The sequence below is a fragment of the Chelatococcus sp. KU-N122 genome, from assembly GCF_055391085.1.
Window position 1 is genome coordinate 5,935,625 of the sequence record NZ_AP043981.1, and the last position, 26,087, is coordinate 5,961,711.

The 26,087-nt window shown below is 67.2% G+C and carries 35 protein-coding genes; 5 read left to right on the forward strand and 30 right to left on the reverse strand.

Annotation, left to right across the window (positions count from 1 at the left end):
* Positions 1-8: 8 nt before the first annotated feature.
* The 3 genes from ACZ5PO_RS26735 to ACZ5PO_RS26745 are packed head-to-tail and all read left to right on the forward strand — an operon-like array spanning position 9 to position 3,935.
* The gene (locus ACZ5PO_RS26735) at positions 9-881 is read left to right on the forward strand and encodes an ABC transporter permease (protein ID WP_464185115.1); all 873 of its coding nucleotides are present in this window, start codon (positions 9-11) and stop codon (positions 879-881) included.
* Entirely contained in the window at positions 878-2,539 is a 1,662-nt protein-coding gene (locus tag ACZ5PO_RS26740) for a dipeptide ABC transporter ATP-binding protein (RefSeq protein WP_464185117.1), read from the forward strand. Before ACZ5PO_RS26735 ends, ACZ5PO_RS26740 begins: the two co-directional genes overlap by 4 nt.
* Positions 2,540-2,558: 19 nt before the next feature.
* Complete coding sequence (locus ACZ5PO_RS26745; protein ID WP_464185118.1) at positions 2,559-3,935, forward strand: C69 family dipeptidase; 1,377 nt, start codon at positions 2,559-2,561, stop codon at positions 3,933-3,935.
* Positions 3,936-4,020: 85 nt separating this feature from the next.
* Here the strand turns inward: ACZ5PO_RS26745 and ACZ5PO_RS26750 are convergent, their stop codons facing one another.
* Complete coding sequence (locus tag ACZ5PO_RS26750; RefSeq protein WP_464185120.1) at positions 4,021-5,676, reverse strand: acetolactate synthase large subunit; 1,656 nt, start codon at positions 5,674-5,676, stop codon at positions 4,021-4,023.
* Between the two features lie 138 nt (positions 5,677-5,814).
* Positions 5,815-8,061 (reverse strand): CaiB/BaiF CoA-transferase family protein, encoded by a 2,247-nt coding sequence (locus ACZ5PO_RS26755; RefSeq protein WP_464185121.1) that lies wholly within the window; start codon positions 8,059-8,061, stop codon positions 5,815-5,817.
* On the opposite strand from ACZ5PO_RS26755, the gene ACZ5PO_RS26760 reads away from it, so the two are divergent.
* On the forward strand, positions 8,060-8,362 hold the full coding sequence (locus tag ACZ5PO_RS26760) for a hypothetical protein (protein WP_464185123.1): 303 nt from the start codon (positions 8,060-8,062) through the stop codon (positions 8,360-8,362). The two genes, ACZ5PO_RS26755 and ACZ5PO_RS26760, sit on opposite strands and share 2 nt — an antisense overlap.
* A 212-nt stretch (positions 8,363-8,574) precedes the next feature.
* On the opposite strand, the gene ACZ5PO_RS26765 is transcribed toward ACZ5PO_RS26760, so the two are convergent.
* The 27 genes from ACZ5PO_RS26765 to ACZ5PO_RS26895 all read right to left on the reverse strand — a co-directional run bounded on the left by ACZ5PO_RS26765 (position 8,575) and on the right by ACZ5PO_RS26895 (position 24,268).
* Positions 8,575-9,507, reverse strand: a complete 933-nt coding sequence (locus ACZ5PO_RS26765; protein ID WP_464185124.1) for a ribose-phosphate pyrophosphokinase — start codon at positions 9,505-9,507, stop codon at positions 8,575-8,577.
* Positions 9,508-10,080: 573 nt separating this feature from the next.
* Entirely contained in the window at positions 10,081-11,367 is a 1,287-nt protein-coding gene (locus ACZ5PO_RS26770; RefSeq protein ID WP_464185125.1) for a site-specific integrase, read from the reverse strand.
* On the reverse strand, positions 11,360-11,695 hold the full coding sequence (locus ACZ5PO_RS26775; protein WP_464185126.1) for a hypothetical protein: 336 nt from the start codon (positions 11,693-11,695) through the stop codon (positions 11,360-11,362). The genes ACZ5PO_RS26770 and ACZ5PO_RS26775 overlap by 8 nt, the downstream gene beginning before the upstream one ends.
* The gene (locus tag ACZ5PO_RS26780) at positions 11,688-12,086 is read right to left on the reverse strand and encodes a DUF2493 domain-containing protein (protein WP_464185127.1); all 399 of its coding nucleotides are present in this window, start codon (positions 12,084-12,086) and stop codon (positions 11,688-11,690) included. The genes ACZ5PO_RS26775 and ACZ5PO_RS26780 overlap by 8 nt, the downstream gene beginning before the upstream one ends.
* Complete coding sequence (locus tag ACZ5PO_RS26785) at positions 12,079-12,354, reverse strand: hypothetical protein (protein WP_464185128.1); 276 nt, start codon at positions 12,352-12,354, stop codon at positions 12,079-12,081. Before ACZ5PO_RS26785 ends, ACZ5PO_RS26780 begins: the two co-directional genes overlap by 8 nt.
* On the reverse strand, positions 12,354-12,698 hold the full coding sequence (locus ACZ5PO_RS26790; protein ID WP_464185129.1) for a hypothetical protein: 345 nt from the start codon (positions 12,696-12,698) through the stop codon (positions 12,354-12,356). The genes ACZ5PO_RS26785 and ACZ5PO_RS26790 overlap by 1 nt, the downstream gene beginning before the upstream one ends.
* On the reverse strand, positions 12,659-12,937 hold the full coding sequence (locus ACZ5PO_RS26795) for a hypothetical protein (RefSeq protein ID WP_464185130.1): 279 nt from the start codon (positions 12,935-12,937) through the stop codon (positions 12,659-12,661). The genes ACZ5PO_RS26790 and ACZ5PO_RS26795 overlap by 40 nt, the downstream gene beginning before the upstream one ends.
* 228 nt (positions 12,938-13,165) lie before the next feature.
* Positions 13,166-13,426, reverse strand: coding sequence for a hypothetical protein (locus ACZ5PO_RS26800; RefSeq protein WP_464185131.1), 261 nt, complete (start codon positions 13,424-13,426; stop codon positions 13,166-13,168).
* Positions 13,423-13,695 (reverse strand): hypothetical protein, encoded by a 273-nt coding sequence (locus ACZ5PO_RS26805; protein ID WP_464185132.1) that lies wholly within the window; start codon positions 13,693-13,695, stop codon positions 13,423-13,425. The genes ACZ5PO_RS26800 and ACZ5PO_RS26805 overlap by 4 nt, the downstream gene beginning before the upstream one ends.
* Positions 13,696-13,699: 4 nt before the next feature.
* Entirely contained in the window at positions 13,700-14,014 is a 315-nt protein-coding gene (locus ACZ5PO_RS26810; protein ID WP_464185133.1) for a hypothetical protein, read from the reverse strand.
* A 381-nt stretch (positions 14,015-14,395) separates the two neighbouring features.
* Positions 14,396-15,400: a hypothetical protein gene (locus ACZ5PO_RS26815; RefSeq protein ID WP_464185134.1), complete on the reverse strand. Its 1,005-nt coding sequence runs from the start codon at positions 15,398-15,400 to the stop codon at positions 14,396-14,398.
* The gene (locus ACZ5PO_RS26820) at positions 15,390-16,004 is read right to left on the reverse strand and encodes a hypothetical protein (protein WP_464185136.1); all 615 of its coding nucleotides are present in this window, start codon (positions 16,002-16,004) and stop codon (positions 15,390-15,392) included. The genes ACZ5PO_RS26815 and ACZ5PO_RS26820 overlap by 11 nt, the downstream gene beginning before the upstream one ends.
* The gene (locus tag ACZ5PO_RS26825) at positions 16,001-16,264 is read right to left on the reverse strand and encodes a hypothetical protein (RefSeq protein WP_464185137.1); all 264 of its coding nucleotides are present in this window, start codon (positions 16,262-16,264) and stop codon (positions 16,001-16,003) included. Before ACZ5PO_RS26825 ends, ACZ5PO_RS26820 begins: the two co-directional genes overlap by 4 nt.
* Entirely contained in the window at positions 16,257-17,072 is an 816-nt protein-coding gene (locus ACZ5PO_RS26830; protein WP_464185139.1) for a hypothetical protein, read from the reverse strand. Before ACZ5PO_RS26830 ends, ACZ5PO_RS26825 begins: the two co-directional genes overlap by 8 nt.
* Before the next feature lie 29 nt (positions 17,073-17,101).
* A complete protein-coding gene (locus ACZ5PO_RS26835; protein ID WP_464185140.1) occupies positions 17,102-17,515 on the reverse strand; it encodes a thermonuclease family protein in 414 nt (137 codons plus the stop codon).
* A 2-nt stretch (positions 17,516-17,517) separates the two neighbouring features.
* Positions 17,518-18,030 (reverse strand): hypothetical protein, encoded by a 513-nt coding sequence (locus tag ACZ5PO_RS26840; RefSeq protein ID WP_464185141.1) that lies wholly within the window; start codon positions 18,028-18,030, stop codon positions 17,518-17,520.
* Positions 18,031-18,227: 197 nt separating this feature from the next.
* Entirely contained in the window at positions 18,228-18,794 is a 567-nt protein-coding gene (locus ACZ5PO_RS26845; protein WP_464185142.1) for a J domain-containing protein, read from the reverse strand.
* Positions 18,795-18,796: 2 nt separating this feature from the next.
* Positions 18,797-19,177 carry a hypothetical protein gene (locus ACZ5PO_RS26850; protein ID WP_464185144.1) on the reverse strand — a complete coding sequence of 127 codons (381 nt, stop codon included), beginning with the start codon at positions 19,175-19,177 and terminating at the stop codon, positions 18,797-18,799.
* A 5-nt stretch (positions 19,178-19,182) separates the two neighbouring features.
* The gene (locus ACZ5PO_RS26855; RefSeq protein ID WP_464185146.1) at positions 19,183-19,599 is read right to left on the reverse strand and encodes a hypothetical protein; all 417 of its coding nucleotides are present in this window, start codon (positions 19,597-19,599) and stop codon (positions 19,183-19,185) included.
* A complete protein-coding gene (locus tag ACZ5PO_RS26860) occupies positions 19,596-20,039 on the reverse strand; it encodes a hypothetical protein (RefSeq protein ID WP_464185148.1) in 444 nt (147 codons plus the stop codon). Before ACZ5PO_RS26860 ends, ACZ5PO_RS26855 begins: the two co-directional genes overlap by 4 nt.
* Before the next feature lie 3 nt (positions 20,040-20,042).
* Complete coding sequence (locus ACZ5PO_RS26865) at positions 20,043-21,623, reverse strand: recombinase RecT (protein WP_464185150.1); 1,581 nt, start codon at positions 21,621-21,623, stop codon at positions 20,043-20,045.
* A gap of 11 nt (positions 21,624-21,634) precedes the next feature.
* The gene (locus ACZ5PO_RS26870) at positions 21,635-22,564 is read right to left on the reverse strand and encodes a hypothetical protein (RefSeq protein WP_464185152.1); all 930 of its coding nucleotides are present in this window, start codon (positions 22,562-22,564) and stop codon (positions 21,635-21,637) included.
* A gap of 6 nt (positions 22,565-22,570) precedes the next feature.
* Positions 22,571-22,774 (reverse strand): hypothetical protein, encoded by a 204-nt coding sequence (locus ACZ5PO_RS26875; protein ID WP_464185153.1) that lies wholly within the window; start codon positions 22,772-22,774, stop codon positions 22,571-22,573.
* Entirely contained in the window at positions 22,771-23,196 is a 426-nt protein-coding gene (locus tag ACZ5PO_RS26880; RefSeq protein WP_464185155.1) for a hypothetical protein, read from the reverse strand. Before ACZ5PO_RS26880 ends, ACZ5PO_RS26875 begins: the two co-directional genes overlap by 4 nt.
* Entirely contained in the window at positions 23,183-23,452 is a 270-nt protein-coding gene (locus ACZ5PO_RS26885; protein ID WP_464185157.1) for a hypothetical protein, read from the reverse strand. Before ACZ5PO_RS26885 ends, ACZ5PO_RS26880 begins: the two co-directional genes overlap by 14 nt.
* The gene (locus ACZ5PO_RS26890; RefSeq protein WP_464185158.1) at positions 23,445-23,705 is read right to left on the reverse strand and encodes a hypothetical protein; all 261 of its coding nucleotides are present in this window, start codon (positions 23,703-23,705) and stop codon (positions 23,445-23,447) included. The genes ACZ5PO_RS26885 and ACZ5PO_RS26890 overlap by 8 nt, the downstream gene beginning before the upstream one ends.
* Positions 23,705-24,268 carry a hypothetical protein gene (locus tag ACZ5PO_RS26895; RefSeq protein ID WP_464185160.1) on the reverse strand — a complete coding sequence of 188 codons (564 nt, stop codon included), beginning with the start codon at positions 24,266-24,268 and terminating at the stop codon, positions 23,705-23,707. The genes ACZ5PO_RS26890 and ACZ5PO_RS26895 overlap by 1 nt, the downstream gene beginning before the upstream one ends.
* Positions 24,269-24,935: 667 nt before the next feature.
* Between ACZ5PO_RS26895 and ACZ5PO_RS26900 the strand changes: the two genes are divergently transcribed.
* The gene (locus tag ACZ5PO_RS26900) at positions 24,936-25,313 is read left to right on the forward strand and encodes a DUF3572 family protein (protein ID WP_464185161.1); all 378 of its coding nucleotides are present in this window, start codon (positions 24,936-24,938) and stop codon (positions 25,311-25,313) included.
* Here the strand turns inward: ACZ5PO_RS26900 and ACZ5PO_RS26905 are convergent.
* On the reverse strand, positions 25,310-26,032 hold the full coding sequence (locus ACZ5PO_RS26905) for a LexA family protein (RefSeq protein WP_464185162.1): 723 nt from the start codon (positions 26,030-26,032) through the stop codon (positions 25,310-25,312). The genes ACZ5PO_RS26900 and ACZ5PO_RS26905 overlap by 4 nt on opposite strands.
* Positions 26,033-26,087: the final 55 nt, after the last annotated feature.

The window sequence follows — 26,087 nt, forward strand, 5'->3', positions numbered from 1 at the left end:
CCTTGCCCGTGAGCCTACCGCCCCTCGATACGGCGGTGCCGACCCGGCGCGACAGTCTGCTCGCCGAGCTCTTTGCCTCGCCGATGCTCGTCGCCGGCCTTGTCATCGTCATCGCGGCGATCCTGCTCGCGGCGTTCGGGCCGGAGCTGGTTCCCGGTGGCGGAACGCGGATCAGCTTTCCCGAAGCGCTGCGTCCGCCGCTGACCGGCTGGCACCTGATGGGAACCGATCAGCTCGGCCGTGATGTCCTGCTGCGCGTTGCCGCCGCGCTTCGCATCTCCTTCGCGATCAGCCTTTCGGCGGTGGGACTGGCGCTGGTGCTCGGCCTCGTGGTCGGCCTCGTCGCCGGCTATTTCGGCGGCTGGGTCGACACGGTCCTGATGCGGCTCACGGACGTGCAGATGGCGCTGCCCTTCATCGTGCTCGCCGTCGCCATCCTCGCGGTGGCGACGCCCGGCTATCTGTCGCTGACGATCGTCCTGTCCCTTGCCGCATGGCCGACCTATGCGCGGGTCATCCGCTCCACGACCCAGATCGAGCGGAACGCCGATCACGTGCAGGCGGCGATTGCGCTGGGGGCGAGCCACGGCCGTATCCTGATCCGCTATCTCGCCCGCGCCATCATCGTGCCGACGCTGGTCCTCTCCATCCTCGATCTCGCTGCGATGATCATCTACGAGGCGACGCTCACCTTCATCGCCATCGGCGTGCCGCCGGGCACGCCCTCGCTCGGCTCGATCATGGCCGACGGCAAGAACTATATCGCCACCGCGTGGTGGATCACCGCCATGCCGGGTCTCGCGATCCTCGTCATCATCGCCGGCCTGAACATGATCGCCATGGCGCTGCGCCAGAGAGCGGGGGAGACGGCGCGGCGATGAATGGCAAGGACGCCGACGGAACGGGCATGAAGGAGCCGCTGCTCGCGGTGCGGGGCCTCGTGACGGAGTTCCCGCTCCGGAACGGCGGCGTCGTGCGGGCCGTCGACGGCGCCAGCTTCGATTTGGAGGCCGGCACGAGCCTCGGGATCGTCGGCGAGAGCGGCTCGGGCAAGAGCGTCCTGGTCCGTTCCATCCTCGGGATCGTGGATGAGCCCGGCCGGATCACGGCCGGCTCGATCCGCTTCAAGGGCGAGGAACTGGCCGGGCTGTCCGAGAAGCGGATGCGGGCGGTGCGCGGACGGCGCATCGCCATGATCTTCCAGAACCCCGCCTCTTCGCTCTCGCCCGTCGCGACGGTCGCGGACCAGTTCGTCGAGGCCTTGAAGGCGCATGAGCGCGTCTCCCGCAGGGCCGCGCTCGCGCGCGCCCGCGACGCGCTTCAGGCTGTGGGCCTCGTCGATGCCGATGCGATCCTCGCCGCCCGACCCTTCGCGCTGTCGGGCGGCCTCATCCAGCGTGTGATGATCGGCCTCGCCATGGTGGCGGGGCCCGACCTCATCCTCGCCGACGAGCCGACGACCAGCCTCGATGTGACCGTCCAGGAGCAGATCGTGGCGGCGCTGCGGAAGGTGCAGCGCGATTTCGGCACCACGATTCTCTTCATCAGCCATGACATGGGCGTGATCAGCGAGATCTCCGACCGAATCATGGTGATGTACGGCGGCCGCATCATCGAACAGGACAGCATGGAGGCGGTGCTCACCCGGCCGCAGGCGCCCTATACGGTCGAGCTGATCAGCGCGGTGCCGAATTTCGCCGCCGTGCCGGCCCGACCAGTGGCGCGCGCGGCGGAGCCGGTCCGACCCGCCGTGCCGCCGCTCCTCTCCGTCGACGGGCTGACGGTCGCCTTTCCCGGAGCGGAGGCACGTCCGGCCGTGGCCGATGTCTCCTTCACGCTCGGGGCGAACGAGGCGATCGGCATCGTCGGTGAGAGCGGGGCGGGCAAGAGCGTCCTTCTGCGCGCCATCGCCGCCCTCTATCCGGCGACGGAGGGCAGCGTCCGCTTCCTCGGCGAGCCGGTGACGGGCGCGCGTTCGTCCGTAATGAAGGCCTTCCGCCGGCGGGCGCAGATCGTCTTCCAGAATCCCTATACGTCTCTGCCCGCGGGCCGGCGGCTGCGCGACATCCTCGCCGAGCCGCTCGATATCCACGGCATCGATCGGGGCGAGTGGGACGAGCGCATCCGCCTCGCCATGGAGGGCGTCCGCCTGCCGATGGAGTTCCTCGACCGGCGACCGCAACAGCTCTCCGGCGGCCAGCGTCAGCGCGCGGCGGTGGCACGGGCGCTCGTCCTGAAGCCGGTCCTGCTCCTTCTCGACGAGCCCGTCTCGGCGCTCGACGTGTCGATCCGGGCGCAGGTGCTTGCCGTGCTCGAAGGCCTCCGCCGCGAGCAGGGCCTCAGCTATGTGGTCGTCTCGCATGACTTTTCGGTGCTGCGCCGGCTCGCCGACCGCATCAGCGTGATGAAGGCCGGCCGCTTCGTGGAGAGCGGCCCCGCGGAAGAGATCATCGCCCGTCCGGCCGAGGCCTATACGCGCCGTTTGATCGCCGCGATCCCCACCATCGAGCGCAGCCTCCAAAGGCGCGCGCCATCCTGACCGAGGAGCCTGGACGACCATGTGCGACACGATGATTGCGCTCGGCTGCGTCACAGCCTCCGGGCGGGTGATGCTCGCCAAGAATTCCGACCGCGAGCCGAACGAGGCCCAGTATCTCACAGAGGCTCCCGCCGCCGATCACGCGCCCGAATCGTCGGTCGCCTGCACATATGTATCGATCCCGCAGGTCCCCCATACCTATGCCGTCATCGGCTCGCGTCCCTGGTGGATGTGGGGCTTCGAGCATGGGATCAACGAGAAAGGATTGGCCATCGGCAACGAGGCCGTCTGGTCGCGCCTCGCCGCGAGCGCCGAGCCCGGCCTTCTCGGCATGGACCTGCTGCGGCTGACGCTGGAGCGGGCGGCCAATGCCGACGAGGGCCTCGCCGTCCTGACCCAGCTTCTCGAGACCTATGGACAGTCCGGCAACGCCTCGGCGGGCCGGACCATGCTCTATCACAACAGCTTCATCATTGCCGACGGCGCCGGCGGCTGGATCGTGCAGACGGCCGGCAAGCATTGGGTGGCAAAGCGCATCGAGGGCTGGGCGTCCATCTCCAATGTCTATTCGATCGGCGCCGACTACGACCGCATTTCGGACCACGCCATCGCCTTCGCGGCGCAGCAGGGCTGGCATGATCCGGCCTCGGGCGCGCCTTTCGATTTCGCCGCCGCCTACGCCGATCGGGACCTGCCGTCGCTGCCGGCGTGCCAGAGCCGCTTCCGCCTGTCGCAGGCCGGCATGGAGAGGCTCGCCGGGCGTGGCGCGATCACGCTTCAGGACATGTTCGACATCCTGCGCAGCCATAGTCCCGCCGACGCGGATCCCGACTGGCGGCCCGGTGCCGAGGGCGAGAGCCATCTGTGCATGCACGCGCGCTCGGCGGCCGGCTTCGAGACGGCCGCGTCCATGGTGGCGGAGCTGCCGCCCTCTGCGGAGCCGGGCCAGCCGATCCTCTATTGGGCCTCGCTCGCCTCGCCCTGCCTCTCGGCCTTCGTGCCCGTCTGGCTCGACACCGGCATTCCGGCCGCCTATCGGCAGCCCGAGCCCGGCGCGCCGGATGCCTGGTGGGCGCAGGAGCGGCTGCAGCGTCTCATCGAGCGCGACTATGGGCTCTATGCCGGCATCGCCCGTGCGGTGTACCAGCGTCTGGAGCGGGAGGCCGTCCACGCCGTGGCCGCCTTGCCGGCCGATGCGCCGGCCGCGCTCCGGCAGGAGCTGACCGGGGGCTACGTCCTCCGGCAGGAGGCCGCCGGGCGGGTGATCCGCGGGGCGGTCGAGGATCTGATGTCCGGCGCCCTCCCGCCACGCCCCGACGATCCGCGCGGCGACCATCTCGACGTCGTGAATGCGGATATGCCCGATACGGCCCGATCGCTGGCCCGCGTCGCCTGATCCAACGCCTATCCACCGATGCTTCGCTCGACGATCGGCGCGCCCGCTCGGCGCCGAGCGGGCGCATCCCGGCGTTTTTCGAAGCCTACGGGGTATCCACGGCGGCTGCGCGGTTGCCGAGCTCGTCGACCAGCACGCGCGTGTTCTCGCTGTAGTCGATCGGCACGGCCACCAGATGCACGCCGCCGGCGGCGAAGCAGGCCTCGAGCGTCGGTACGAGCTCCGCCGTGGCGCCGATCCGGTGCCCGTGCGCCCCGTAGGCGTTGGCATAGGCGACGAAGTCCGGATTGCCGAAGGTCATGCCGAAATCGGCGAAGCGCTCCACCGCCTGCTTCCAGCGGATCATGCCGAAGGCGGAATCGTCGATGATCAGCACGACGAGGTCGAGCCGCAGCCGTACCGCGGTCTCGAGCTCCTGGCTGTTCATCATGAAGCCGCCGTCGCCGCACACGGCGAGCACGCGGCGGTCGCGATGGATGAGCTTCGCCGCGATGGCCGAGGGCAGCCCCGCGCCCATCGTCGCCAGGGCGTTGTCGAGCAGCAGCGTGTTGGCGGTGTGGGTGCGGTAATTGCGCGCGAACCAGATCTTGTACATGCCGTTGTCGAGACAGACGATGCCGTCGTCCGGCATGACGGCGCGCACGTCGTGCACGAGCCGTTGCGGCGTCACGGGGAAGCCGTCGGCCGTGGACCGGTCGTTGATGTGGGCGAGGATCTGCTGGCGTAGCGCGAGCATGCCGCGGTCGGGTGTCAGCGTGCCGCCCAGGCGATCGGCCAGCGCCGCGACGCTGGCACCGATATCGCCGACGAGCTCGGCGTCGGGGTAGAACACCTCTTCGACGTTGGCGGACCCGTAGCCGATGTGGATGACCTTGCGGCCGCCGAGGACGCCGCCCATCAGGAACGGCGGCTTCTCCACCGTGTCGTGGCCGATGGCGATGATCAGGTCGGCGCGATCGATCGCCTCGTGCACGTAGTCGCGCTCGCTGAGCGCCGCGGTGCCGAGGTAGAGGTCGGAGCTGCCGGTGACGGCGCCCTTGCCCATCTGCGTGTTGAAGAACGGGATGCCCATCCGGTGCACGAAATCGGAGAGCGGGCCGACCAGGCGCGGCCGGTTGCCGGCGGCGCCGATCATGACGAGCGGGCAGGCCGCCGCCGCGATCATTGCGGCGATGCGGTCCACGGCGGCCGGCGCGGGCACCGGCCGATCGATCGGGTGGGGCGGCACGAGGGCGGCGTCCGCCGCCTCGGCGGCGATGTCCTCGGGCAGCTCCAGGTGAACGGGACCCGGGCGCTCGTCCACCGCCAGACGGAAGGCGTCGCGGACGATCGTCGGGATGGAGGCGGCGGAGACGATCTGCCGGGTCATCTTGGTCAGCGGCCGCATGGCGCCGACGATGTCCACGATCTGGAAGCGCGCCTGCCGCGCGCTCTTGATCGCCTTCTGGCCGGTGATCATCAGCATCGGCATGGCGCCGAGGTGAGCATAGGCCGCGCCGGTCGTGAAATTGAGCGCGCTGGGGCCCAGAGTCGACAGGCACACGCCGGGATGTCCCGTCAACCGGCCTTGCGTCGCCGCCATGAAGGCTGCCGCCTGCTCGTGCCGCGTGAGGACGAGTTCGATCTTCGACCGGCGCAACGATTCGACCACGTCGAGGTTTTCCTCGCCGGGAATACCGAAGATCCGCTCGACGCCCTCGTTCTCGAGCGCGGCAACGAGAAGATCAGAGCCTTTGGTCATGGTTCGCTCCAGCCACGGCGGGCGCGTCGATCCGACGGATGGACGATGCATATCATGCCCATCGAAGGCCGGCGTGATTGTGGTCGCCGATGCCCCCCGAGCCGGCCGCTGCGCTTCTGGATCCACTCCGCGGTCCGGTCAGCTCGCCCTCATGCTGACGGCGCCGGCGCGTGCGAGCGACTGGATCTCCGTCTCGCCCAGGCCGAGGGTTTCGCGCAGCACCTCGTCCGTGTGCTCGCCGAGCGTCGGCGCCGGCCGGCGCGGCGGTGGCGAGAGGCCGTCGATGGCGAAGGGCGGCTTGGGGACGATGTGCTCGCCCACATAGCGGCGCTCCAGCCGCCGCCAGTAGCCGGCGGCGAGCAGATGGGGATCATCGAGGAGGGTGTGCGCGGGAACGACGGCTCCGGCGGGAATGCCGGCCGCTTGCAGCGCCTCCGCTGCGGCCGTCGGCGACCGCTGCGCCGCCCACGTCCCGAGCAGCGCCGCGAGGGCGTCGGCGTCGCGTGCGGCGGGCGGGGTCAGGCCCAGCCTGCGCAGGACGGCGCCCAGCTCTTCGCCGTCGACGATGTCGACCGCGACCCAGGCGTCCGCGCCGGCGCAGGGCAGACAGCCTCGCCAGAAGGTGCCGGCGCGGCGGCTGCCGATCCGCGCGGGCGGCTGGCCGGTCACCGACTGCGCCACGATGGCGTCGGCGGCGAGCTGGAACAGGCTTTCCACCTGCGACAGGTCGACGGTGGTGCCGCCGGTCGCCGGCCGGCCATAGAGCGCCGTCAGCGAGCCGATGGCGGCATAGATGCCGGCGATCGGATCGCCGTAGGCGATGTGCTGCAAGCAGGGGGCCCAGTCCGCCGCGCCGTTGACGAAGCAGAACCCCGAGGCCTGCTCCGTGGTCGAGCCGTAGGCGCGAAAGCCCGACCACGGCCCGGAGCTGCCGAAGGCGCCCATCGAGACGTAGACGAGATCCGGATTGACGCGCGCCAGTTCGTCCGCGGAGAGGCCCAGCCGGTCCAGCACGCCGGGAGCGTAGTTCTCGATCAGCAGATCGGCCTCCCTGGCCAACTGCCGCAGGATCTCCCATCCGCGGGGGCTGCGCAGGTCGAGGGTGATGCCGCGCTTGTTGCGGTTCATGGCATTGAAGTTCGGCCGGATCTCGTAGGGCGGCGGCTCGCCGCCCTCCGGTCCGTTCCAGCCGCGCCACCAATCCGGATGGCCGCAGCCCTCCACCTTGATCACGTCGGCGCCGAGATCGGCGTAGTGGCGGCCGCACAGGGGGCCGGACCAGCCCATGGACAGATCGAGGATGCGCACGCCCGCGAGCGGGCCGGCGCCATCCGTCGCCGGCTGTCGCGGCGTGGGCGCGCCCGGAACGCCGCGCGAGCGCAGGCGGAACGGCGCGGCGGGCCCTTCGAAGGCTGGGACGGTGCCGTTGAACGTGGCAAAGCTGTTGCGCTCACGCCAGTGCGGCGTCCGCAGCAGCTCGGCCATGGTCGGCACCGGCCCCATCGGCACCCGCCGCCGCTGCCCCTCCAGCAGCAGGTGCTCAGACGTGTAGTTCAGCAGCGCCGGCGCCAGCAGGGCGTCCACCTCGTCGGCCGCCGCCATGCGCTGGTCGGTCGTGGCATAGGCGGGATCGCGGCCGACGGCCGCTAGGCCGATCATGTCGCACAGGGCCTGCCACTGCTGCGGCGTCAACGCCGTGACGCCGATCCAGCCGTCGCTGGCGCGGTAGATCGTCTGCGGATAGGTGGGGCTGAAGCGGTTGATGCCGCGCCGGATCGCCGTCACCGCGTCATGGGCGAAGCCCGGCCCGCTGTTTTCCGTCAGGCAGATGTAGGCTTCCAGTATCGACACGTCGACCCGCGCAGCCGCGCGGCCCTGGCGGCGGCCGATCAGGGCCGCCAGGGTCGCGATATAGGCGGTGGCGCCGGCGACGATCTGCGGCGCATGGCCTTGCGGCAGGGTCGGCGGCCCGTCGACCGGCCCAAAGGAATAGGCGAGGCCGCTCATGGCCTGGATCACGCCGTCGCTGCCGTGCCATCCGGCATAGGGGCCGGTCTCGCCGAACCAGGTCAACGCCAGCAGCAGCGGCTGCCGCTTCATGCCGGCGACGATCGCCTGCGCCCTGGCGATCTCCGCGGGTGTCTGGCCTGCGATGACGAGGTCGGCCTCGATCGCGACGGGCACGCCGTCCGCGACCTCCTTGCGGCTGTCGAGCCAGGCCCCGTAGGCCGCCGACGCGGCACCACCGAAACCGGCACGGGCATTGTCCGGCGCGTAGGCGCTGACCACCCGTGCGCCGTGCTCTGCAAACAGCTTGCCGCAGTAGCGGGTGGCGACATCGCCCGAAACTTCGAGGACGATGAGATCCGACAGCGGCTCAGACATGAATGAGGTCCCCCCGTACAAGGTTATGTGGCGAGACTGGCAGATCACGAAGTCCGATCAATACCGGCAGGCGACCATCGCGTATGCCGCGAACGCAACTGCGGGCGAAGCGGACGCGCCGGAAAATCTGCGGAATATTTTGCAGTTGCGAAAAGTGGGCGGAGGCTGTTTCACCACTTTGCTGTCGACAGCGCGGCCTGCGCTTGGTGTCTCCGGCGCTCGGGAAGCCGCCGGGGCTTTCTACTGCGCGGACGGCCAGAGCCACGGCGCAGCTACCGCCAAGCCCTCGTCGATCGCATGATTCGGCAGCTAGGCGAGGCGAGGGCGGACGTCGTCGCTCGGGTGCATGAGGAGAAGCCACAGCGGCGGAATGATCGCCTGTCGACCCGCCAAGCGACTCTGGCGCACTACGAGGCCGAGCTGCGCCGCGACGAGCTAGCGAGCGCATCCCGAGCGGCGCGCGCTATTCTTTGATGATGAACATTGTTGACGTGCTGCGTGTCGCAGGACGCATCAGGCGAACAGGGACGACACGGAGCGCTCTTCGCTGATCCGCCTAATGGCTTCTGCCATGAGCGGAGCAACGGACATCTGAGCCATGTTCGGGCTTTCGCGAAAGGCTGCGGTCGATTGAATGCTGTCCGTCGTGGTCATGAGGTCGATCGAGCTCCCACCGATCCGCTCCAGCGCTCGGCCCGATAGAACACCATGCGTGACGTAAACCTGCACCGTCTCGGCTCCGTTTTCGCGGAGCGCAGCGGCAGCGTTGCACAACGTCCCCCCCGAGTCTGCGATATCGTCGACCAGTATGCAGTGCTGGCCGCGGACGTCTCCGATCACGTTCATGACTTCGGAAACGCCGGGTCCTTCTCGGCGCTTATCGACGATAGCTAGCTCGCACCGCAGCCTGCTCGCCAGCTCACGGGCTCGAATGACGCCTCCAATGTCGGGCGAGACGATGAGCGGACGACAATCTGCGTACTTTTCCTTGATCGCCCGCGCGAAGAGGGGAGCGGCATAGAGATTGTCGAGCGGAATGTCGAAGAAACCTTGAATCTGGTCCGCGTGGAGATCCAGTGTAAGAACACGATTGGCACCCGCGGCGGTGATCAAGTTCGCGACCAGCTTGGCCGATATGGGGGTCCTGCTACCCGTCTTTCGATCCTGTCGTCCGTATCCGAAATAGGGCATCACGGCAGTGATCCTTCTGGCGCTTGACCGCTTGAGCGCGTCGAGGGTGATCAGAAGCTCCATGAGGTTGTCGTTTGCGGGATAGCTCGTCGATTGGATGACGAACACGTCCTGCCCGCGCACATTTTCTTGGATCTCGACGAACACCTCATTGTCGGCGAACCTCCGAATAGAGGCGCGCGCAAGGGGAATGTTCAACTCGGCCGCTATGCTCTCGGCGAGAGAGCGGTTGCTGTTGCACGCGACGATGATCATGCGACGGCTCCTTAGACCCGGAGGTCTCACCCGGCCGGTGTCACCGTACATATTCGCCGCCGCAGAGCCATCTAGACGTTCCTCACAACCCTGCCGCCCGTTCGATCGCCTCGGCCTTGAGCCGCGTCCAGAATCAGTTGGCGACCCGCAATGGCTACAGGTTCGGCGGTGATCCCGCCGGAGAGGCCGTCTTGAGTGCCGCCAAACTGGTCTCCGTGCTGATGACCGAAGCGCAGACCATCGAGCAGCACTCGCGAACCTGGCCCGCATGGTTGCCTGGCACCGTGACAGGGGGCGCAAGAAGACGGCAACGCTGGCGGAGCACTCGGTCAACAAGGTCAACAATGTTGACCAAGTGCTCCCCACAGGACTCTAGTGAAGGCACAAGTGATTGAAAATAAACAAGAACCTTAACTGGTGCCGGCTGAGGGATTCGAACCCCCGACCCCCTGATTACAAAAAATGTAGTCCTGGCAAAAAATCGAGCAAATTCAGCGCTCGCGGTTGCCAATCGGTCATGGGCGATCACGCGAAAAAGGGCGCGAAAACATGGGGTTTGGCAACCGCTTTCAGTCATCCAATGAGCCTGTTTCGAGCGAGCCCAAACAGGGCGGACCGCGCCTCCGCCCAGCCGGCCTCGAGCTTCTTCATGGCGCTGGTGGCCAGCCGCCGCGCGTTCACGTCGCGGGCATAATGGTTGACCATCTTCTCGCTCATCTCGACCAGATGGGCGACCTCGGCCGTCGTGCAGCCGGCCTCTAGCAGCATGATCACGGCGTTCTTGCGCAGGCCGTGGAACACGATTCCCTCGTCCCGCAGCCGCGTCATCGCGGTGGTCTTCGCCGGATTGTCGGCGGCGTCCTGGGCAGCCCTGGCCTTGGCTTCCGGTGTTGCCTTCTCGCCGGGGCGGCCGAACGTCATCTCGCGCTGCCAGGACGTCTTGAAGGCGGCTTGCGTCCAAGCCTCACCATCTTCGCGCAGATGGAGCATCGTATGGTCAGCCCGAACTGCAGCGAGGATCTGCCGGTATTCCGAGTGGATCGGCACCCATACCGTCGCGCCGGTCTTTCGGGCAATCAGTTCGGTGGCCGTCGCGTCGAATCGCGGGCGTCGCATGCCTATAACATCGACCTGACGCTGCCCGGTGTAGAGCGCCGAATAGACCGGCAGGTGGAGCGCCAGCCGGGCGTGCTCGAACCAGAGCTCGAACGCCCAATCTGGCCACGGCGTGTATGGGTCGCTGTCGCCGCCGACCTTTTCTGTCTTCTCGACAACGTTCCGATCGCTGAACTCGCGGGGTATGCCCCAGTCGATCGCGCGCGACAGCACCGCGCGAAACATGCGCCCAGCGGCGGGCCGATCCTGGAATAGGTCGATGCCGCCCTGCGCTTCGGCTGTGGTCAGATCCCGGACCGGCTTATGGCCCCAGGCCTCGGCAATGAGGTCGAGGTATCGGGCATATTCCGTCCGCGTGCTGTCGGCGAGCTTCTTGAATGCGTCGTGGGCCTTGTAGGCTTCGATCAAGCCGGAGAAGGTCTTGCCGTCGGCTGCGGCCGCGCGGGCGCCGGACGCTTCGGCCTTGTCGATCGCAGCCCAGAATGCTGCGGCATCCTTCGGGGCGGCGTCGACAGGGACGCGCGCGGTGCCCACTACGAGCCAAAATGACCACGACGTCCCAGCACGTTCGGCCTCCAGCCGCGAGCACTGCTCATAGCGGCGCCAAAACTCCGACGTCGCCGGGTCGCTGGGAAGGCTGATGCGGGGCCATGCGCGCGGCGTGCCGCGGTGCCGCTCGTAGTGGATGTAGGAGCGCCCGTTTGGCTTCGTGCGCCGCTTAGTATGGACGGGCAGGTCAACCACGCCGCTTCCGCTCCTGGGCCTCACGCAGCAGCTCCACCATGCTCTTCTCGGGTGGAGCTTCGCCGACCGGCTGAGCCGCCGTCAACTCGGGGAAAAGGCGGAGGTGCCGTGCGTGGCGCCAGCGATCGATCGCCTCGAGGTCGAACATGCCGGTGGTCGGGTCGGGCGCCGGGAAGCCGCGGGCGAGCAACTTCGGCAGCGCGTCGCGGAACTCGGTTGCCGTCAGGTGCAGCCGGCGAGCCGCCTTTTCGGCCGGGATGTCCCCAGGATCCACAGCGAACCGGACCGCGGGCGCTCGCGGCGGCTGGGCGGGGGAGGGCCTAGCCATTGCCGGCCTCGCGCACGGGAACGCCGGCGGCCCTGGCTCGGCGCACCATGTCGGCCGTTCCGGCGCCGCCAGGAAAGGCGAGCACCAGATCCGGCTTGCCATCGTCGAGCATGCGCTGATTGCGGATCGGGCCGGCGGCGCGGCCGAGTCTGTCCCACTCGGCCGGATAGGTGGTGTGGGCGACGCAGCGGGCCGTCGCCCAGCGTTGTGCGTGCGTGTCAGCACCACCAGCACCGCCGCTGATGAGATGCATGGTCGGCCCGGCCTGGGCGAGGACATCGTCGAGCGCGCCATAGACCTCGTGGACCTTGGCGTAGTGGCGGCCGCCGCAGACGAGCACGCGCAGCGGCCCGCGCTCCACCTCCGCCCTGTCGGGGAGGGGCCTAGGCATGGGGATGTGCCTCGCGCCAGCGCCGGACCGCCTCGGCATCCTCACGCTTGATGCGCTCCCAGTTTTCAGCGCGCTGTGCGTCCTCTTCCCGGCGGTCATCGGCGTGTGCATCGAGCGCCCGCCGAAACGCCTGAGCTGGCGTAAGACCATCGTCATAGAGCCCGATCCACAGCGGCGGGTAGACCGTGAACTCGCCGGGCTCGTAGCCGTACTCGCCCTGGATCACGTCTTCGCGCAGTTGCTCGATCCAATTGTCAAAGCTGACCATCACGCCCCTCCTGTCTCTTGGCGGGCGCGGGCACGGATTTGCGTGGCGAATATGCGCATGTCGACAGCCGATGCGAACTCGCGCTGTTGCAGCACGTCATGATGGAGCGAGGCGCCATAGTCTCGGCGCTTGGCGGCTTCTTGCTCGGCCATGACGGCGCATGCCTCGCGCTCGGCATCCACCGCGCGCCGTACGGTTTCGGCCTTGGCGGTGCGGAGGGCTTCGATCGTGTCGGCAGCCTGCCGCATTGCCTTGGCCGCCAACCACGGATCGTCTTCGATGCAATCCGTGTCGCGCAGGACCTTCAGCAGGCGCGAAAGATCGGCTTCTTCACGCGTTTCCATCCTGTCCGCGCTCCCTGGTCGATGCTCTTCAGCATCTCGCGTCCGGCGTCGGTCACCTCGAACCTGAAACGATCGGGCTTGCCACCGGCCGGGCGCAGCCAGCCCTTTTTCTTCGCTCGGCGACAAGCGCGCGTCATGCGGTCTGCGCCCCAGTTCCGGAGCGTGTTCACCATGATGGTGCCGCCGTTTGAAGCAGCAATCTCGACGGCGCGCCGGGCCGGGATGCCTTCACGCTCCACGGTCGCCTCCCTGGTCGAGGGCGCGGCGGCGCCGATAGTTCCATGCGTTGGTCGCATTGCGACGTCCTTCGGAGCTCTCGGCATCTGGGTCACATTCATCGCCATCCGCGTCAGGCCCGCGAGCCCCGCAGTCGTTGCAGACGACAGCGAACGATCCGAAATCCATGCACTCGACGAAGTTGTCCGTTGACTTGCAGAATGGGCATGGCTTGGCTTTTGCGATACGCATCACCCCCTCCCTGCGCTGTCGGAGAGGGCGCGGCGGCCGGCGGGTGTGATGCGGTAGCCAGATCCGTAGAAGGCGCCTTCGTCGGTGCACAAGCCCCTGCCAAAGTCCGCGAGTTCTTCTCGCCTCAGGTCGCGCGCTACGCGCCTCACCGTCTGGACATTGAGCCCTGTTCTCTCGGAGATAACTTCGAATTTGAGGTATGGATAGTCGTCGCCTTCGCTCGACAGCGCTTTCAGCACAGCGCGATGATCAGGTGTCATGGCTCGAATCCTTCGAGTCTGGTGGCACGACGGTCGCGATGCTCAATCCAGAGGCCGCCGTAGTCCCATTCATCCATCAGGAACGCGAGGCACGACCATTCGTCCTCTGTCATGTCCTTCTCGTCCGCCACGCCTGGCTTCGGCGACCAGTAGAAATCAGACCTGAGCACGTATCCGGCATCACGCAGGAAGCGGATCGGCGGCCCGTCGTCGATATCGCCGAAGCGCCGCCGCATCTCTGCTCGCTGTTGCTCGGTTGCTTGTGGCATCCCGTCACCTCCCGTCTGCGCTGGTGGGGGTGGCGGTGTCTGCCCATACGTGCATATTGCCGTCTCGGCTGATCCGAACGCCGCCGCTCTTGGCAATATCGGTCATTGTCGCGAACGAGCTGACGCGCACGGACACCTGACTACCGGATAGAGGGATGAATGCTTCCCAGCGTAATGCCTCGTTGCTCCAGTGACGACTGGTGCGGTGCCAACCCTTTGCTTCGGTAAGATCTTTCGGATCAACCTTCGCGACGCTGTATCCTGCCTCTCTGAGGGCCTTGGTTAGCAGATCGGAAAGGCGTTGCTTCACCCGGCTCACGACACCCCTCCCTCGCTCTCGGCGGCGGGGCTGTCTGCGGCCTGCCTGGTTCGCTTCGCGTGAACCGCATTGATGTATGCTGAGGTGTTCTGCGGTGTTGGCGTAAGGTGGAAGTCGTGTGTGCACACCTCTACCTCGCCTTCGAAGGCTGTTGCCGGGTGCAGATGCGGAGATGTCGAGCCACAGCGTGGGCACTTCTTGGTCATTGCTAGTCTCCGTTTGGCTCGGGGCTGCCTGCGGCTGCGGACAGGGCGGCGCGGGAGGGTTCTTCGCAGGCACTCTCGTATTCTCCGCTCTCATCCCACGAGCAGACGCCCATATCCTCTTCAAGCTCGCATTGTTGCGGGCTGTAGGCCCCGCACCACGGGCACAGAGGCGCGGTCATGATGCCGCTCCATCGTTTAGCTCGGCATCGGCTTTCAGGCTGTCGATTAGGTCGTAGATGCTCCGTCCGGCCAGTTCCTCGTAAGTGGGGTTCCCGAGGATTTCCCAAATCCGCGTAACGATGGCGGTCTCTTCGCCCAGCTTCTCCTCAAGTCCCCGCACGCGCTCCCGCAGCGCATCGTTGGTGGCACCCGTCGCTGCGATGGTGTCGATCTGCCCTCTGATGACGCGCTCCGCTTCCGCTAGCTTGGCTTCGGCGGCTTGGCGCATAGTCTGTTCGGCTGCCAGCACGCGTCCACGCTCGTCATAGTCGCGGGACCAATGATCGCAATCAGCGCGCGCTGCGTTGCACTCCCGCTCCGCCTCCGCAATCTTGGCTTCATCACGGGCGGCTGCTTGTTGCCAGAAGTCGCGTTCAGCCTTCAGGAGGTCGCGCTGCTCAGTCACCTCCGCGAGCCGCGCCGCGAGGTCGGGCGGGGCGGTGTAGAGGGGTATGGCGGCATCATCGACGGGCCAAGCGCCCTTGGTGGATCGATTGTAAATGGTGGCGTAGCCCAAGTGAGAGGCGAGCCACTGCATTTGGGCCGGAGAGATCCACCCTATGGGCACCGGCTCACCCGGAGCGGCAGCAGGCGGGACAGACGCCAGCGCCTCATCTATCCCCTCTGGAGAGATCATGAGGTCGGTGTGGCCGGGGGCGGGTGGGGCGGACACGAGGGCGCCGATGACGATCCGGCGCAATTCGTCCGCCGTGACAATCATTGCGTCGGGCCAGCCGTCGGGCGATGTCCTGTCGGGTAGTTCGGCGACCTCTGTGCAGATCAGGTGCGAGATGTAATCGACGCTCGCCGTGGGTATCAGCCACGACGACGCCGCGGGGGTGCGGGAGGTTTCGGCGCGGCGCTCTACCGCTTCGGCAAAGATGATGAACGTGTTCCGACCGTCTGAACCGTGAGGTACGCGAGCGCGTAGCTGGCGGGTGGTGGTTGGGTCAGGCGACATGCAACATCTCCCCGGTGCGAGAGTTCAGGATGCCGTTCGCGCATGCGCGCCAGAGGATCAGGTCGACGGTCGCGACCCGGTACCCTGTCGCCGCGGCCAGCCGCTCGCAGAGCTGCTGCGCGGTCACGCCTTCTCGGTCGGCGAGGCGCTGGAGATGCACATCCGGCTTGGCGACGTCGGCCCCGAAATTCTTGGCCAGGTGGTACTTCGTGATTCCGCCGATCCACGGCAGCGTCTCGCACCAGGCGACCTTGTCGGACGCCGCCAGGTAGGCCCCGAAGAGCTGCTCGCGGTCACGCCAGATCGTCTCGATGGCCGCGACCTTGCCGACGTGGCCGAACTTGGCGGCCGCGGGCTGGCCGCTCCGTAGCGCGGCTGAGACGCGCTCGTAGATCTGGCGCGCGATGGTGTTTGTCATGCCCGAGTTGCAGATCACGAAGATGGCCTCGAGCGCGAATTCCTCGGCGCTCGCCGGCGGCGTGATTCCTTCGGACCATGCGATGTCATCGGTGGCGACGTCGCCGAGCGCGTCTATCAGCGATCGGAGGTCGCCCGCGGTAATCCCCTCCCGTGCGCGTAGCTCTTTGGCTTGGGATGGGGTCAATTGCGCCTCCTATCCATATGTTCGTCGAAGGCGCCCGATTGGATCTCGGCGGCACGGCGCTCGACGGTCAGCGGCAGGGACTCGACGATGTATTCGACGACCTGTGCGCGGTTCGACTCGTGCAGGAGCGCGATGCAGACGGCGGCGGCGCCCATGCAGGCGACTGCGGCGTTGACCTCGCCGAGACGCGGGCCGATGACGCCGCTACGTCGCACCACGTCGAGGATCTCATCGCGAAGCGCGATTTGGGGATCAGCCACAGGCAGCCTCCCGCGCCGGCAGGGCGTCGATGTTCGTGCGGTGGACCTCGAAGGTTGTCGCTACGACCCAGGGGTTGGCGTCCCAGGAACCGGGGCCGTTGATGACGTCCCAGAGGGCCGCGAACGCGTCGCTGGCGAACTCGTGGCCATCCTCATCGTCATCGCCCATGCCGTGCCAATGTCGGTCAGCGGTGATTTCGGTATGGCGCCCGGGTGAGCAATGCGCCCCAATGACCACGTTCTGGCGGACGACTCCCTCGGCGATCGCATCCTCCTCGCTGATGTCCTGGAGCCGCTGCACGCGCACGTCGGTGACGGTGAGCGTCAGGCGGGAGGCCCAGCGGGGCATGTGGATCGACGGAACGTCCTTGCCGCCGGCCAGATCCGGGTCGCTTGATCGGTAGGCGTTAACGGTCCACCAGTTTCCGTAAGCGTCGGAGTCGACGTCGCCGTGATCTGCTACTTTGACCTTGGCTCCGTCGGCCAGATATTCGATGTGATAGTCGTATGCGTCCCAGTCCTCGATGGCGCAAATAGCCTCGCGGACCCACAGGCGCTGACCGGTGGCATACGACAGGTGAGCCATCCACCCGGTTCGCTCGGCTGGAGCCTGCCAGGGGAATGCGTCGGCCTCCCAATACCAACCGTCGCCTCCCAAGCTGCGCCAGCGAGAAGCATTCTGGAGCGCTCTGGTGAGGTCGTCTCCTTTGAGGGTCCACGCCGGCCGCTCCGGCGTCGCGAAGACCCGCGCCGACGTCAGAACGCGCCGCGTCTGCGTCTTGCGGCCGTCGAGCAGGGCGCTGACCATCGGCCCGCTGAACAGGATTGGCAGGTCTCTCATCGCGTCCCCCTCGGGCACCAGTGCGCCAGCCGCTGCTCCCAGGCGGCGCGCCCGGGCCGCCAGCGGACGGCGAGTTCCTCGCTCAGCAGCACCGACCCGACATCGCGGCCGCCGACGTAGAGCCGCGCCAGCGTCCGGCGGTACCGGTCGTGCCCGTGGCGCTCGACGTCGACGGGGCCTGACAACAGCTCGCGGAGCCGTTCTTTCGCCAGCAATCCGACGGCGAGCTCGTCTTCGCAGCGGCTCCGGAACGTCTCCGGCGTGTCGATGTCGAGCAGGCGGATGCGCTCGCCGCCGGGCAGGCTGACCGTGTCGCCATCGACGATGACGATTCGGCTGCCGTCGACGACAGTCTCCGCGGCTGCCGGGGTGACGGCGAGGGCGAGGCAGAGGAGGGCGGCGCGGATCATGGTCATCCTGCTGCGGTGAGGAGGGGGAGATCGGCGGCCGCGCGGCGCGGCGCGACCTCGCGAGGCCGGTAGTTGGCGGCGACCAGCGCCTGGGCCATCACCGGGCAGACGCTGTTGCCGCACATGCGGCCCTGCTGCTCCGCGGTGAGCATCACGACGCTGCCGTCCTCGCGGATGCCGCGGTCGATGATGTAGTCCGGCCTGAAGCTCTGGGCGCTGAACCGCTCGCGCGGCGTCAGCATGCGCATGCCGATGTCGGTGATGACGTAGGACGCACGGCGATCCGCAGTCGGAGGCCGTCCGGTCCGGCCGGCTGCTGCCTCAGCCAGCAGGGCGTCGTCGCGGCGCACATGCTCAACTTGCGCGGCTCCGATCGCCGGGACGCGCCAGCAGATGCCCCGGCGCGCACCGAGTCCGCCGGCGGCAACCACGCGGAACGGCTTGTCCGCGTTGCGCATCGTCATGAGATGCGGGGCGACGACCGCCAAGCCGCCGCCGGCCGTGATCGTATTCACCGGGTCGGGTCGCTCCCGTGCCCGTCGATCTTCGACACCAGACGTCTTCGACCAGGTGCCGGGTGCCGGGGTGATTGATCCGGTGCATCGCGAGCGCGAGCTCGTCATGATTGATGCCGATGTCCGGGTCATAGCCAAGCGCCTGCTTGATCCCCTCAGACGTGCCGCCCCCGCCGGCGAAGGAATCGACCACGATCTCACGCATTGCCGATCTCCTTCAAAGCTTGCTCGCGCGCCGCGTTGAGCGCAGCCATGGCGTCAGCGCTGCCGCCGGCGTCGGGATGGGAGGCCTTGGCGCGGGCGCGGTAGGCAGACTCGATCTGGGCCTTGGTAGCGTCTCGGCCGATGCCGAGCGTCTCCGACCAGTGCGGGGGCGGCGGGAGCGCAACGAAGCCCTGGAAGCTGGCTCGCACCAGCGCGAGGGTGCCGTGGCGCAGCTCGGTTCGGCGCGCCTCAAGCACATGGTGGATGGCCTGCAGGTTGCTGGCCGGCGTCTGGTAGCGGTCGACCGGGATGCAGATCTGGATGCCGTCCCAGACGAACCAGACAGCGACGCCCGGGTCAGCCGGCTTCTGCACGCCGAGCGAGACGTTCGACGACAGGACGATGTTCGACACCGACTTGCCGCTGTCACGGCTGAAGGCGCGTAGGCTGGTCTCGACATTGTCGAGGGCGCCGGCGAGCGACGTCCTGAACGCGCCAGCCTCCCGGGTCTTCGCGCGCGGGATGCTGGCTGGCCAGGCGAGCGGTAAGGCGGTCGTCATTGTCAGAACGGCCCGTCGTCGTCGTGGTCGCCGATGGCGTCCTCGAAGAGATCCTCATCGCTGAGGCCCGTGTCGGCGGCGATATGGTCCGGCGACGGCAGCACCCTGCGGGCCGGGGGCTCGTAGGGCTTGTTGACGCGCATCACGCTCTGCTCATCGGTGAGCGTGAACGAGAAGATGCTGGCGCCGCCGTAGTAGTGGGTCTGCCAGCCCTTGGCCGGGTCGCCGTCGACGGGAATATCGACGCGCAACATCTTGGCGCCGAAGCGCTCTTCCTCTCTGGTCCGGCCAGCGTGGCGGCGGTGCCCGAAGATCTCGACGACCGCCCATTCCCAGCCGTTGGTCTCCGTCGCCGCTGTCACCGGCGAAATCTGCTCGTCCATGGGATTCAGCCTTTCTGCTTGCGCTTGGGGAAGGGGCGGGATTGCCAGCGAGCGGACCGCGGCCGCGCAGCGCCGGGCTCTTTGGCGATCATCCGGCGGCGGTGCTCTTCCTGCTCGGCGGTCAGGCGCCGGAGCTTCGCGATCCGGTGGATGTCGCCGCCGGCGGTGGTGATGCGCTTCTCGCCGCCCGGGCCGAAGGTCTTGGCGTCGTGGTCGCGCTTTGGGCGCCAAACGAGATAGCGCTCGTCGTGCTGGGGAGGGTCCCAATCGGTGCCGTCGGCGCGGACCTCGCGCGTGCCCAGCGCCGGGTCGTGATCGAGCTCGCACTCGTCTGGCTCTAGGCCGAGCTGGCGGAGCGCCGCGTGCAGTTGGACCAGCAGCGGCGGCCGCTTGCGCTTCGGCGCGGGCGAGGTCCTGATCATGACCACCTCCCGACCTGCACGCGGCCCTGCTTCAGCAGCGGCTCGATCTCCAGCCCAGGGATCACCTCCTCCGCGATCAGCCCCATCGCCTGGTCGAAGAAGGCGTTGAAGGTCGGGTGCTCCATCTCGGCGATCGACTGCGGGAAGAAGTGCATGCCGCCGCCCAGCAGCGACATGGACTCGACGTAGCCGAGCTCCATCAGGATCGCGTTCGATATGCCCCGGGCATTCGAGAAGCGGTCCTGGTTCGGGACGACCTTTCCGAGCGCCCACCAGTAGAGCCGGAGTTGGCTGGGCGACTTGGGCTCGCTGAGCCGCGCCTCGACCTCGCTGCCAACGCGGTAGCGGGCGTGCATCTCCGCGTCGTACGGCGATGCCGGCTCATAGCCTGACCTGGTGACCGTCAGGATCGTCGTCGGGGCGTCGGATCGGCGCGACATGGCTCATTCGCCCCGCAGCGCGCTCAGGCGCTGGAAGACCACATCGCGCCAGCTCTTCCGCTTCGCATCCGGCATTTCGAGGGACTGGCGAAGCTGCGAGCTGCCGAACCACCACTTCTTCAGCGCGTCGGGATCGGTCTCGGTCTCGAGCTTGTGCTTCAGCAGTGCCTCGTATTCGGCGATGGTCTTGGGATCGTCGCTTGGCGGTCCGGCTGGTGCCGCGGCTTCCTGCGTCGTAACCGGCGAGGCGGCGGCCTTCGCCGCATCCGCGGTGACGGCGTGCTCGGACTTCTTCTGCGTCACCTCGGCGACGAGCTGATCAATCCTCGCCTGCAAGGCCTGCTCGGCCCCCTGGCGCTGTTCGTCGGACAGGATCTTGTAGGGACCGGCGACGAAAGTGGCGCGCAGCTTCTGGACTGCCGCTTCAGAGGCGCTGGCGCCGAGCGCGGCAACGAAGTCGTCGACAGCCTTGCGCCCAGCATCATCTGCGGCCGCGGCGGCGGCCGGCTTCTCGAAGCGCTTCAGCGCCTCGTCGTAGAGCTGCAGCGCAGCGTCGCGCTCGTCGGCCGACAACGTCTCGCCGTGCTCAGAAAAGAATATATCCCGGATGTGCTCGGCTTCCTCCACGCAGTCCGCGTGGTCGAACTCCAGCTTCAGGGCTTGAAGCGTCGCCTTCCAGTCCACGGCCGCGGCCTCCACGCCCTGCTCATCCGACGACGTGCCGTCGTCATTCGCCGGCTCATCCGCCCCAACCTCGGCTTCGATCGCATTGGGATCGCTGAGATCATCGACGACGGCGGTGGTGATCGCCTTCGGCGCGGGCGGCGGCACCAGGCGCACGCCAGCGCCCTGGGCGCGCGGCGCGTCCACGACCTGTTCTGCCGCATCCTCGATCCTGATGGCGTCGGCCAGCTCCGGGCTCTGCGGCACGCGCTTCACAAGCCTGCGCAGGACCGTCTTCTTCGCCATCTCCTCTTCATCGGTCGACCATGGGGTCGACTTGATCTTGCCGTCCTTGAAGGCCTTCCAGCCGTCGGACCGGTCGCGGATCCGGTGGATCTGCTCGACCGACATCGGCTCGAAGTCCTTCTCGCCGCTGTCGTATTTGACGACCGCGTAATAGCCGACGATGGGCCCGCGCTCGCCGAACAGGTCCGGCTTGTGGATCAGGCGCTTGTCGTCGCCGAGCGTGCACTCAAGGTGGTCGTGCCGACAGACCTCGTGCGCATAGATGTTGGCGATCTCGCCGGTTTGGCGAGCCAGCTTGATCAGGCCCTTGTAGCCGACGCGGAGCTGAGGCTCGAGGCGCTTGTTTTTGCCGTTCCAGGCGAGGATCAGGTAGGCCTCGCCGAGTTGCGGATCGAGCAGCAAGCCGAGTGCCGCGGCCTTTGACACCTCCCGATAGACCAGCCGATGGTCCGACTTCAGCAGGTCGGGGTTGGCCATGACCGCATTGATGAGGTTCCGCTCGAACCGCTCCGGCTTGATGTGCGAGGGGAGCCCGCGGAACATCGCTTCGGCGCGCTCGGGCGGCAGGACCTGGCCGACGAAGGCTTCCACAGGGCTCTTGACGATGGCGTTCATGACGGCGGACCTCAGCGGGCGGCTTCGCGGGGAGTGAATTCGACGCCAGGGATCGGCGTCCGGGCGGCCGAGCGCGCCCCGGCATCGGCGATGGCCTGGATGCAGGCGACGACGTTGGGATGGCTCTTGAGCGCCGCGAGCGCGGCGTCGAAATCGACGATCTTCGCTGACCAGACCGTGGTCACGCTGGTGCGCCGACCTTTGGCGCCTGCAGCGACCTTCACAGTGACCTTCGCGCCGGTCTCCTCTGCGAGCTTCTTCGCCTCGGCGTCCGCAAGCCGCTTCTGCTCAATCAGGTACGGCCCGCTGACTTCACGTGTGAGCGCGTCGGCGCGTAGCTTCGCCTTGTCGACCCAGGGGGTCCACTTGTTCTCGACGGCCTTGGCCTCGTCCTCGTGCGGCTTCTTCTCGGCGCGCTTCGCGTCGTAGGCTTGCTTGCTGAGGTCCTGCAGCTTCGTCTTGAGGTTCGACGCCCGGTCTGCATCCGCTTGGCTCTTCGCCGGGCCGGCCTTGATCAGCTTCTCGGCATCGCGCAGCAGCTCTTCTATCTCGGCGACGATCGCATCGAAGCCCTCCGGCGGGTTGTTGCTCTTGCGCGCGCCCGGCGTCAGGTCTGGCCATTCTCCGGTCTCGTATGCCGTCAGATACGCCTCGTAGGTCACCGGCTCGAGCCGATGCCAGATGTCCGACATGAAGGCCAGAAACTCGCCCTGATCGAAAACCGAGATTATGTCGCGGCCAATTTCACCAGTGCCGATGGCAACGCGCTTTTCTTCTGGATCCTCGTCGCTGACGATGGTCGCAATGGGCGTGGCGTGCCCCTTCGGCGAGGGCTGCTTCCAAAAGCCGGACGTGAATTCGCTATCGCGCGGCGGAGATTCTTCCTTCTCAAGAAGGGCCCGCCAGACAGCATGCTTGTCGATTTTCACGGGTGCGTTCATGGCTTGCTACTCCGCGGCCTTGGCTGCCTGGGTCTGGTCGTCGAGACGCTCAGTGGCGATCCGTTCGAACTCGGCGAGCCGATTGCGCAGGGTCTGGTTGGTCGGCTCGCGCCGGATGGCCTCGCGAAGCTCGATCAGGACGTGCTCGACGACCGTCCGCGCCGCGTCGCCCAGGCTGATGGCGCCCGATGGCCGGAGACCGCTGGTCACGACGCGCTCCTCCTGCCGCCGCGGCGCACGATCTGGTCAATGACCAGTGCGAGGAGGAGCACGACGCCGAAGGCGACGGCGGCCAGCCGCGCGTAGATGCGAGCCACCTCGTAGGCCACGCTGTGGCTGGCGGCCTGGGCCGGCCCGACGAACAGCATGGCGACGGTGAAGAGGATGACGCCTACGATCGCGGCCATCACGATACCGAACAGGCTGCCCTCGCTTGCCTTGGTGGCGCGGGCGATGGCGACGGCCTCGACGATGGCCTCGTCCGGCACGACGTACCCCTCGCGCCAGAGCACGCGTTGCACGTCGTCCATGTCGTCGAGGTCAGCATCGGCAATGACCAGCTTCCTGGCCATCTCCTGCGGCGTCGCGCCGAACTCGAACCGCGGCACGCGGGGGAGGTCACGCGGCTGCATGTTGGCTCTCCTGTTCGCGGATGGCGATGTTGCGGATGGCCCTGGCCGAGCGCATGGCTTGGCGCAGAGCGGCGGACCCACCCAGTTGGCGATAGGCCTCGATCGTCTCACGCTCGGCCGCATCGCGGTCGCCGGCAGCCCGCGCCGCGGCCACGCGATCGGCGGCCTCGTCGGCGCGCCGCTGGCACTCGGTCTGCTCGCGGGCGATGGCGGCGAGGATGTCCTCGACGACGCTGGCGGGGAGGGTGTCAGCCATCGGCGCGGCCCTCATGCTTGCGGGCGGCGAGCATCGCGTCGGAGTAGCCATATGAGATTTCGGCTAAGTGCTGCTTGAACTGCGCGAACGTCCAATCCTTCGGCAGTTCTTCAGAGCTCGCCAGGAGCCCGGCGAGTGCCTGTCCGGCGAACCAGTCCCGGAGCGCCATACCGGGATGGCTGTAGTAGTGGTCTCCGCCATCGTGACGCTCGTTCAGCGGAAAGGCCGGGCCGCCGTTGTCGATCTCAGCCATCACGCGGCCCTCGCCGTCTCGCGGGCGCTGTCGTTGCGCTCCGACCGGTATTCATCGTCCGCGTAGACCTCGCAGCCGTGGGCCTCGATCCAATCGAAGGCCTGCGTCTTGGGCGTGGCCTGCTCTTCACGGGAGATGCCGCTCAGGATCTCGGCGATTTCGGCATCGGCGACCGCGGCGGTGCCGGCGGCGGCCTGGCAGCGGAGGACGTGCGCGACGTGCTGCAGCCGATGGCCGGTCGCGTGGTCAATGACCTCGTACTCGCCGCTCCAGAGAGCCTCGGCGCACCGCTGCGCGGTCGCGTTCTCAAGGGTCGTCTCGGGGATGTAGAGGGTGCCGTCCCGGGCGTCGAAAACGAGCGGCAGGTAGATCTCGCGATCGACCGCTGGCGACGTGCTGGGCTTGGCGTTGAGGGGATTGAGCATCTCGTCCTCCGGCGTCGCTGGGACAGCGCCGATGGATGAAATATGCGCGATTGCATGAGGACGCGCAACAGGAAAAATGCATCGATGCATCAAAAATATTGCGCCGACGAATTCCGCGACGTAAATCTCTCTCGCCATCAGCGGGAGCGACGCGGGGGTGGCAGGGCCTGCGTGGCCCAAAACGCGGCTACCCGGATAGCGTCCAGCCGCAGGTCAGTCGAAGGTGGAAAGACCGACGCTCGGGGCGCTCGCCCTAGATAGGCCACCAACTTCCCGGTCGAGCGCACCGGGCGGCGCAGGCATGCGATCCCCGGCTCCGGCCTTCAGGGTCCCCCTGCATAGACCGCTTACCCACGTAGCAACGCCCTCGTGCGTTCGCCTGCGGGGGAGGCGGTCTATGCAGGACCGCTCAACCCCTCTCCAACCTTCAGAGATCAGAATCCAAACATCCTGAAGGACATAGCCTGTGGATACGCGAATCACCTGCGACCACATGGTTAACGATCTGTCAATTTGTTCTTGATTTGTTCCAAGGCCTGAGTCAGCGTGTCGCATCGGTTGCAGGGGACGCGCTCATGTCTGGAAGTGTTGGAAAGGCATTCAGGGTAAGGGTTCGGTGCCACAATTGCCGGCGGGACAGCCCGCATGAGCTGTGGGTTCCTGGCGGCATCGAGGATGCGCCGTACACAGTCGAGGAGCTGCTCGAAAGCGCTTTCCTTCACAGCCACCGATTCAAGTGCGAGCGATGCGAGAGCACGATCGGAACGGTCGTGGATGCCAGCGAAATCGAGAGGGGGATCGCGGCATGACCGAGATCATTCCGCTCGACGCCCGCGATCGCCGGCTCGCCGCCGAACGCTTGGCCCTCAAGATTCTCGATGCGTTGGCCAAGGACGAGCGACGCCTTGCCGAGTTCTTCGAGGAGACGGGGCTCACCCCGGACACGCTGCGCAAGGTGTCGCGCGGCCTCCTGTTTTTCCTCGGCATTTTGGACTGGCTGATGCGCGATACCGAGCGCGTTGGCTGGTTCTGCGAGCTTGCCGAGGTGAGCGTCGCCGCAGTTGAGCGCGCGCAGCGGGACTTGGCACCACCGCGGCCGCGGCCCGAGCCTGTGCCGGAACCGACCGGCCAAAGCCGGCGCCCTAAGCTGCCGCCGCTCCCGCCGCGGCGGCTCTACCGCTAGCCGAGCGGCACCTCGTTCATGATGCGCCGGACGATCGCGAGCACCTCGACCGTCCGGCCATCGTCGGCCTCGAGGTCCCGCTTCACGACGATCGGCTTGTGCTTCCGGTTCGTCGACCGCGGGTGGAATTCAACTCGGTCGTCGTAGAGCTCGAGCTGCTTCACGCTCCACTCACGCAATTGCCCGTCGTCGCGCGTCTGCTGCACCAGCACGACCATCCCGTCGCGCAGCCGGGCCCGGCTTTCCTCGAAATCGACGCACACCACCATGTCGCCGTCGAGGATCGGGCGCGGCTTCAGCGCGTTCATGCTGTCGCCCTCGACGCGGACGGCGATGAGCCGCGCCTGAGGGAAATCCTGGTCACGGGTCGTGACGACGTAGTTGTCTTCGTCGCTGAGGTCGGCCTCGATGTCCTCGACCGCCTTGAACGTGCCCGCCGCCGCCGTGCCGGCGATGAAGGCCTGCACCAGTTCGCTCGGCGCAACCGGCCCCACCTGCTGCTGCGGTGGGGCGACGTGCGGTGGCCATGGATGGTCAACATCGTCAAAGCCCATTTCGACGAAGAGCTTTGAAAGCGATGCCTGTTGCTCGGTACTGGGGAGCGTTCCTCGCAGCCAACGTGAGACCGTCGACTGGGTGACGTGGACGCGATCGGCTAGCTCGCCCTGCGTCATGTCAAAGCGTTTCAGGAACGAGCGAATTTGCTCTGAGCGGATCATCCTCGCCTTAATACGAGATTGCATAAATCATGTCGAATGCGCGATTTCATGATTC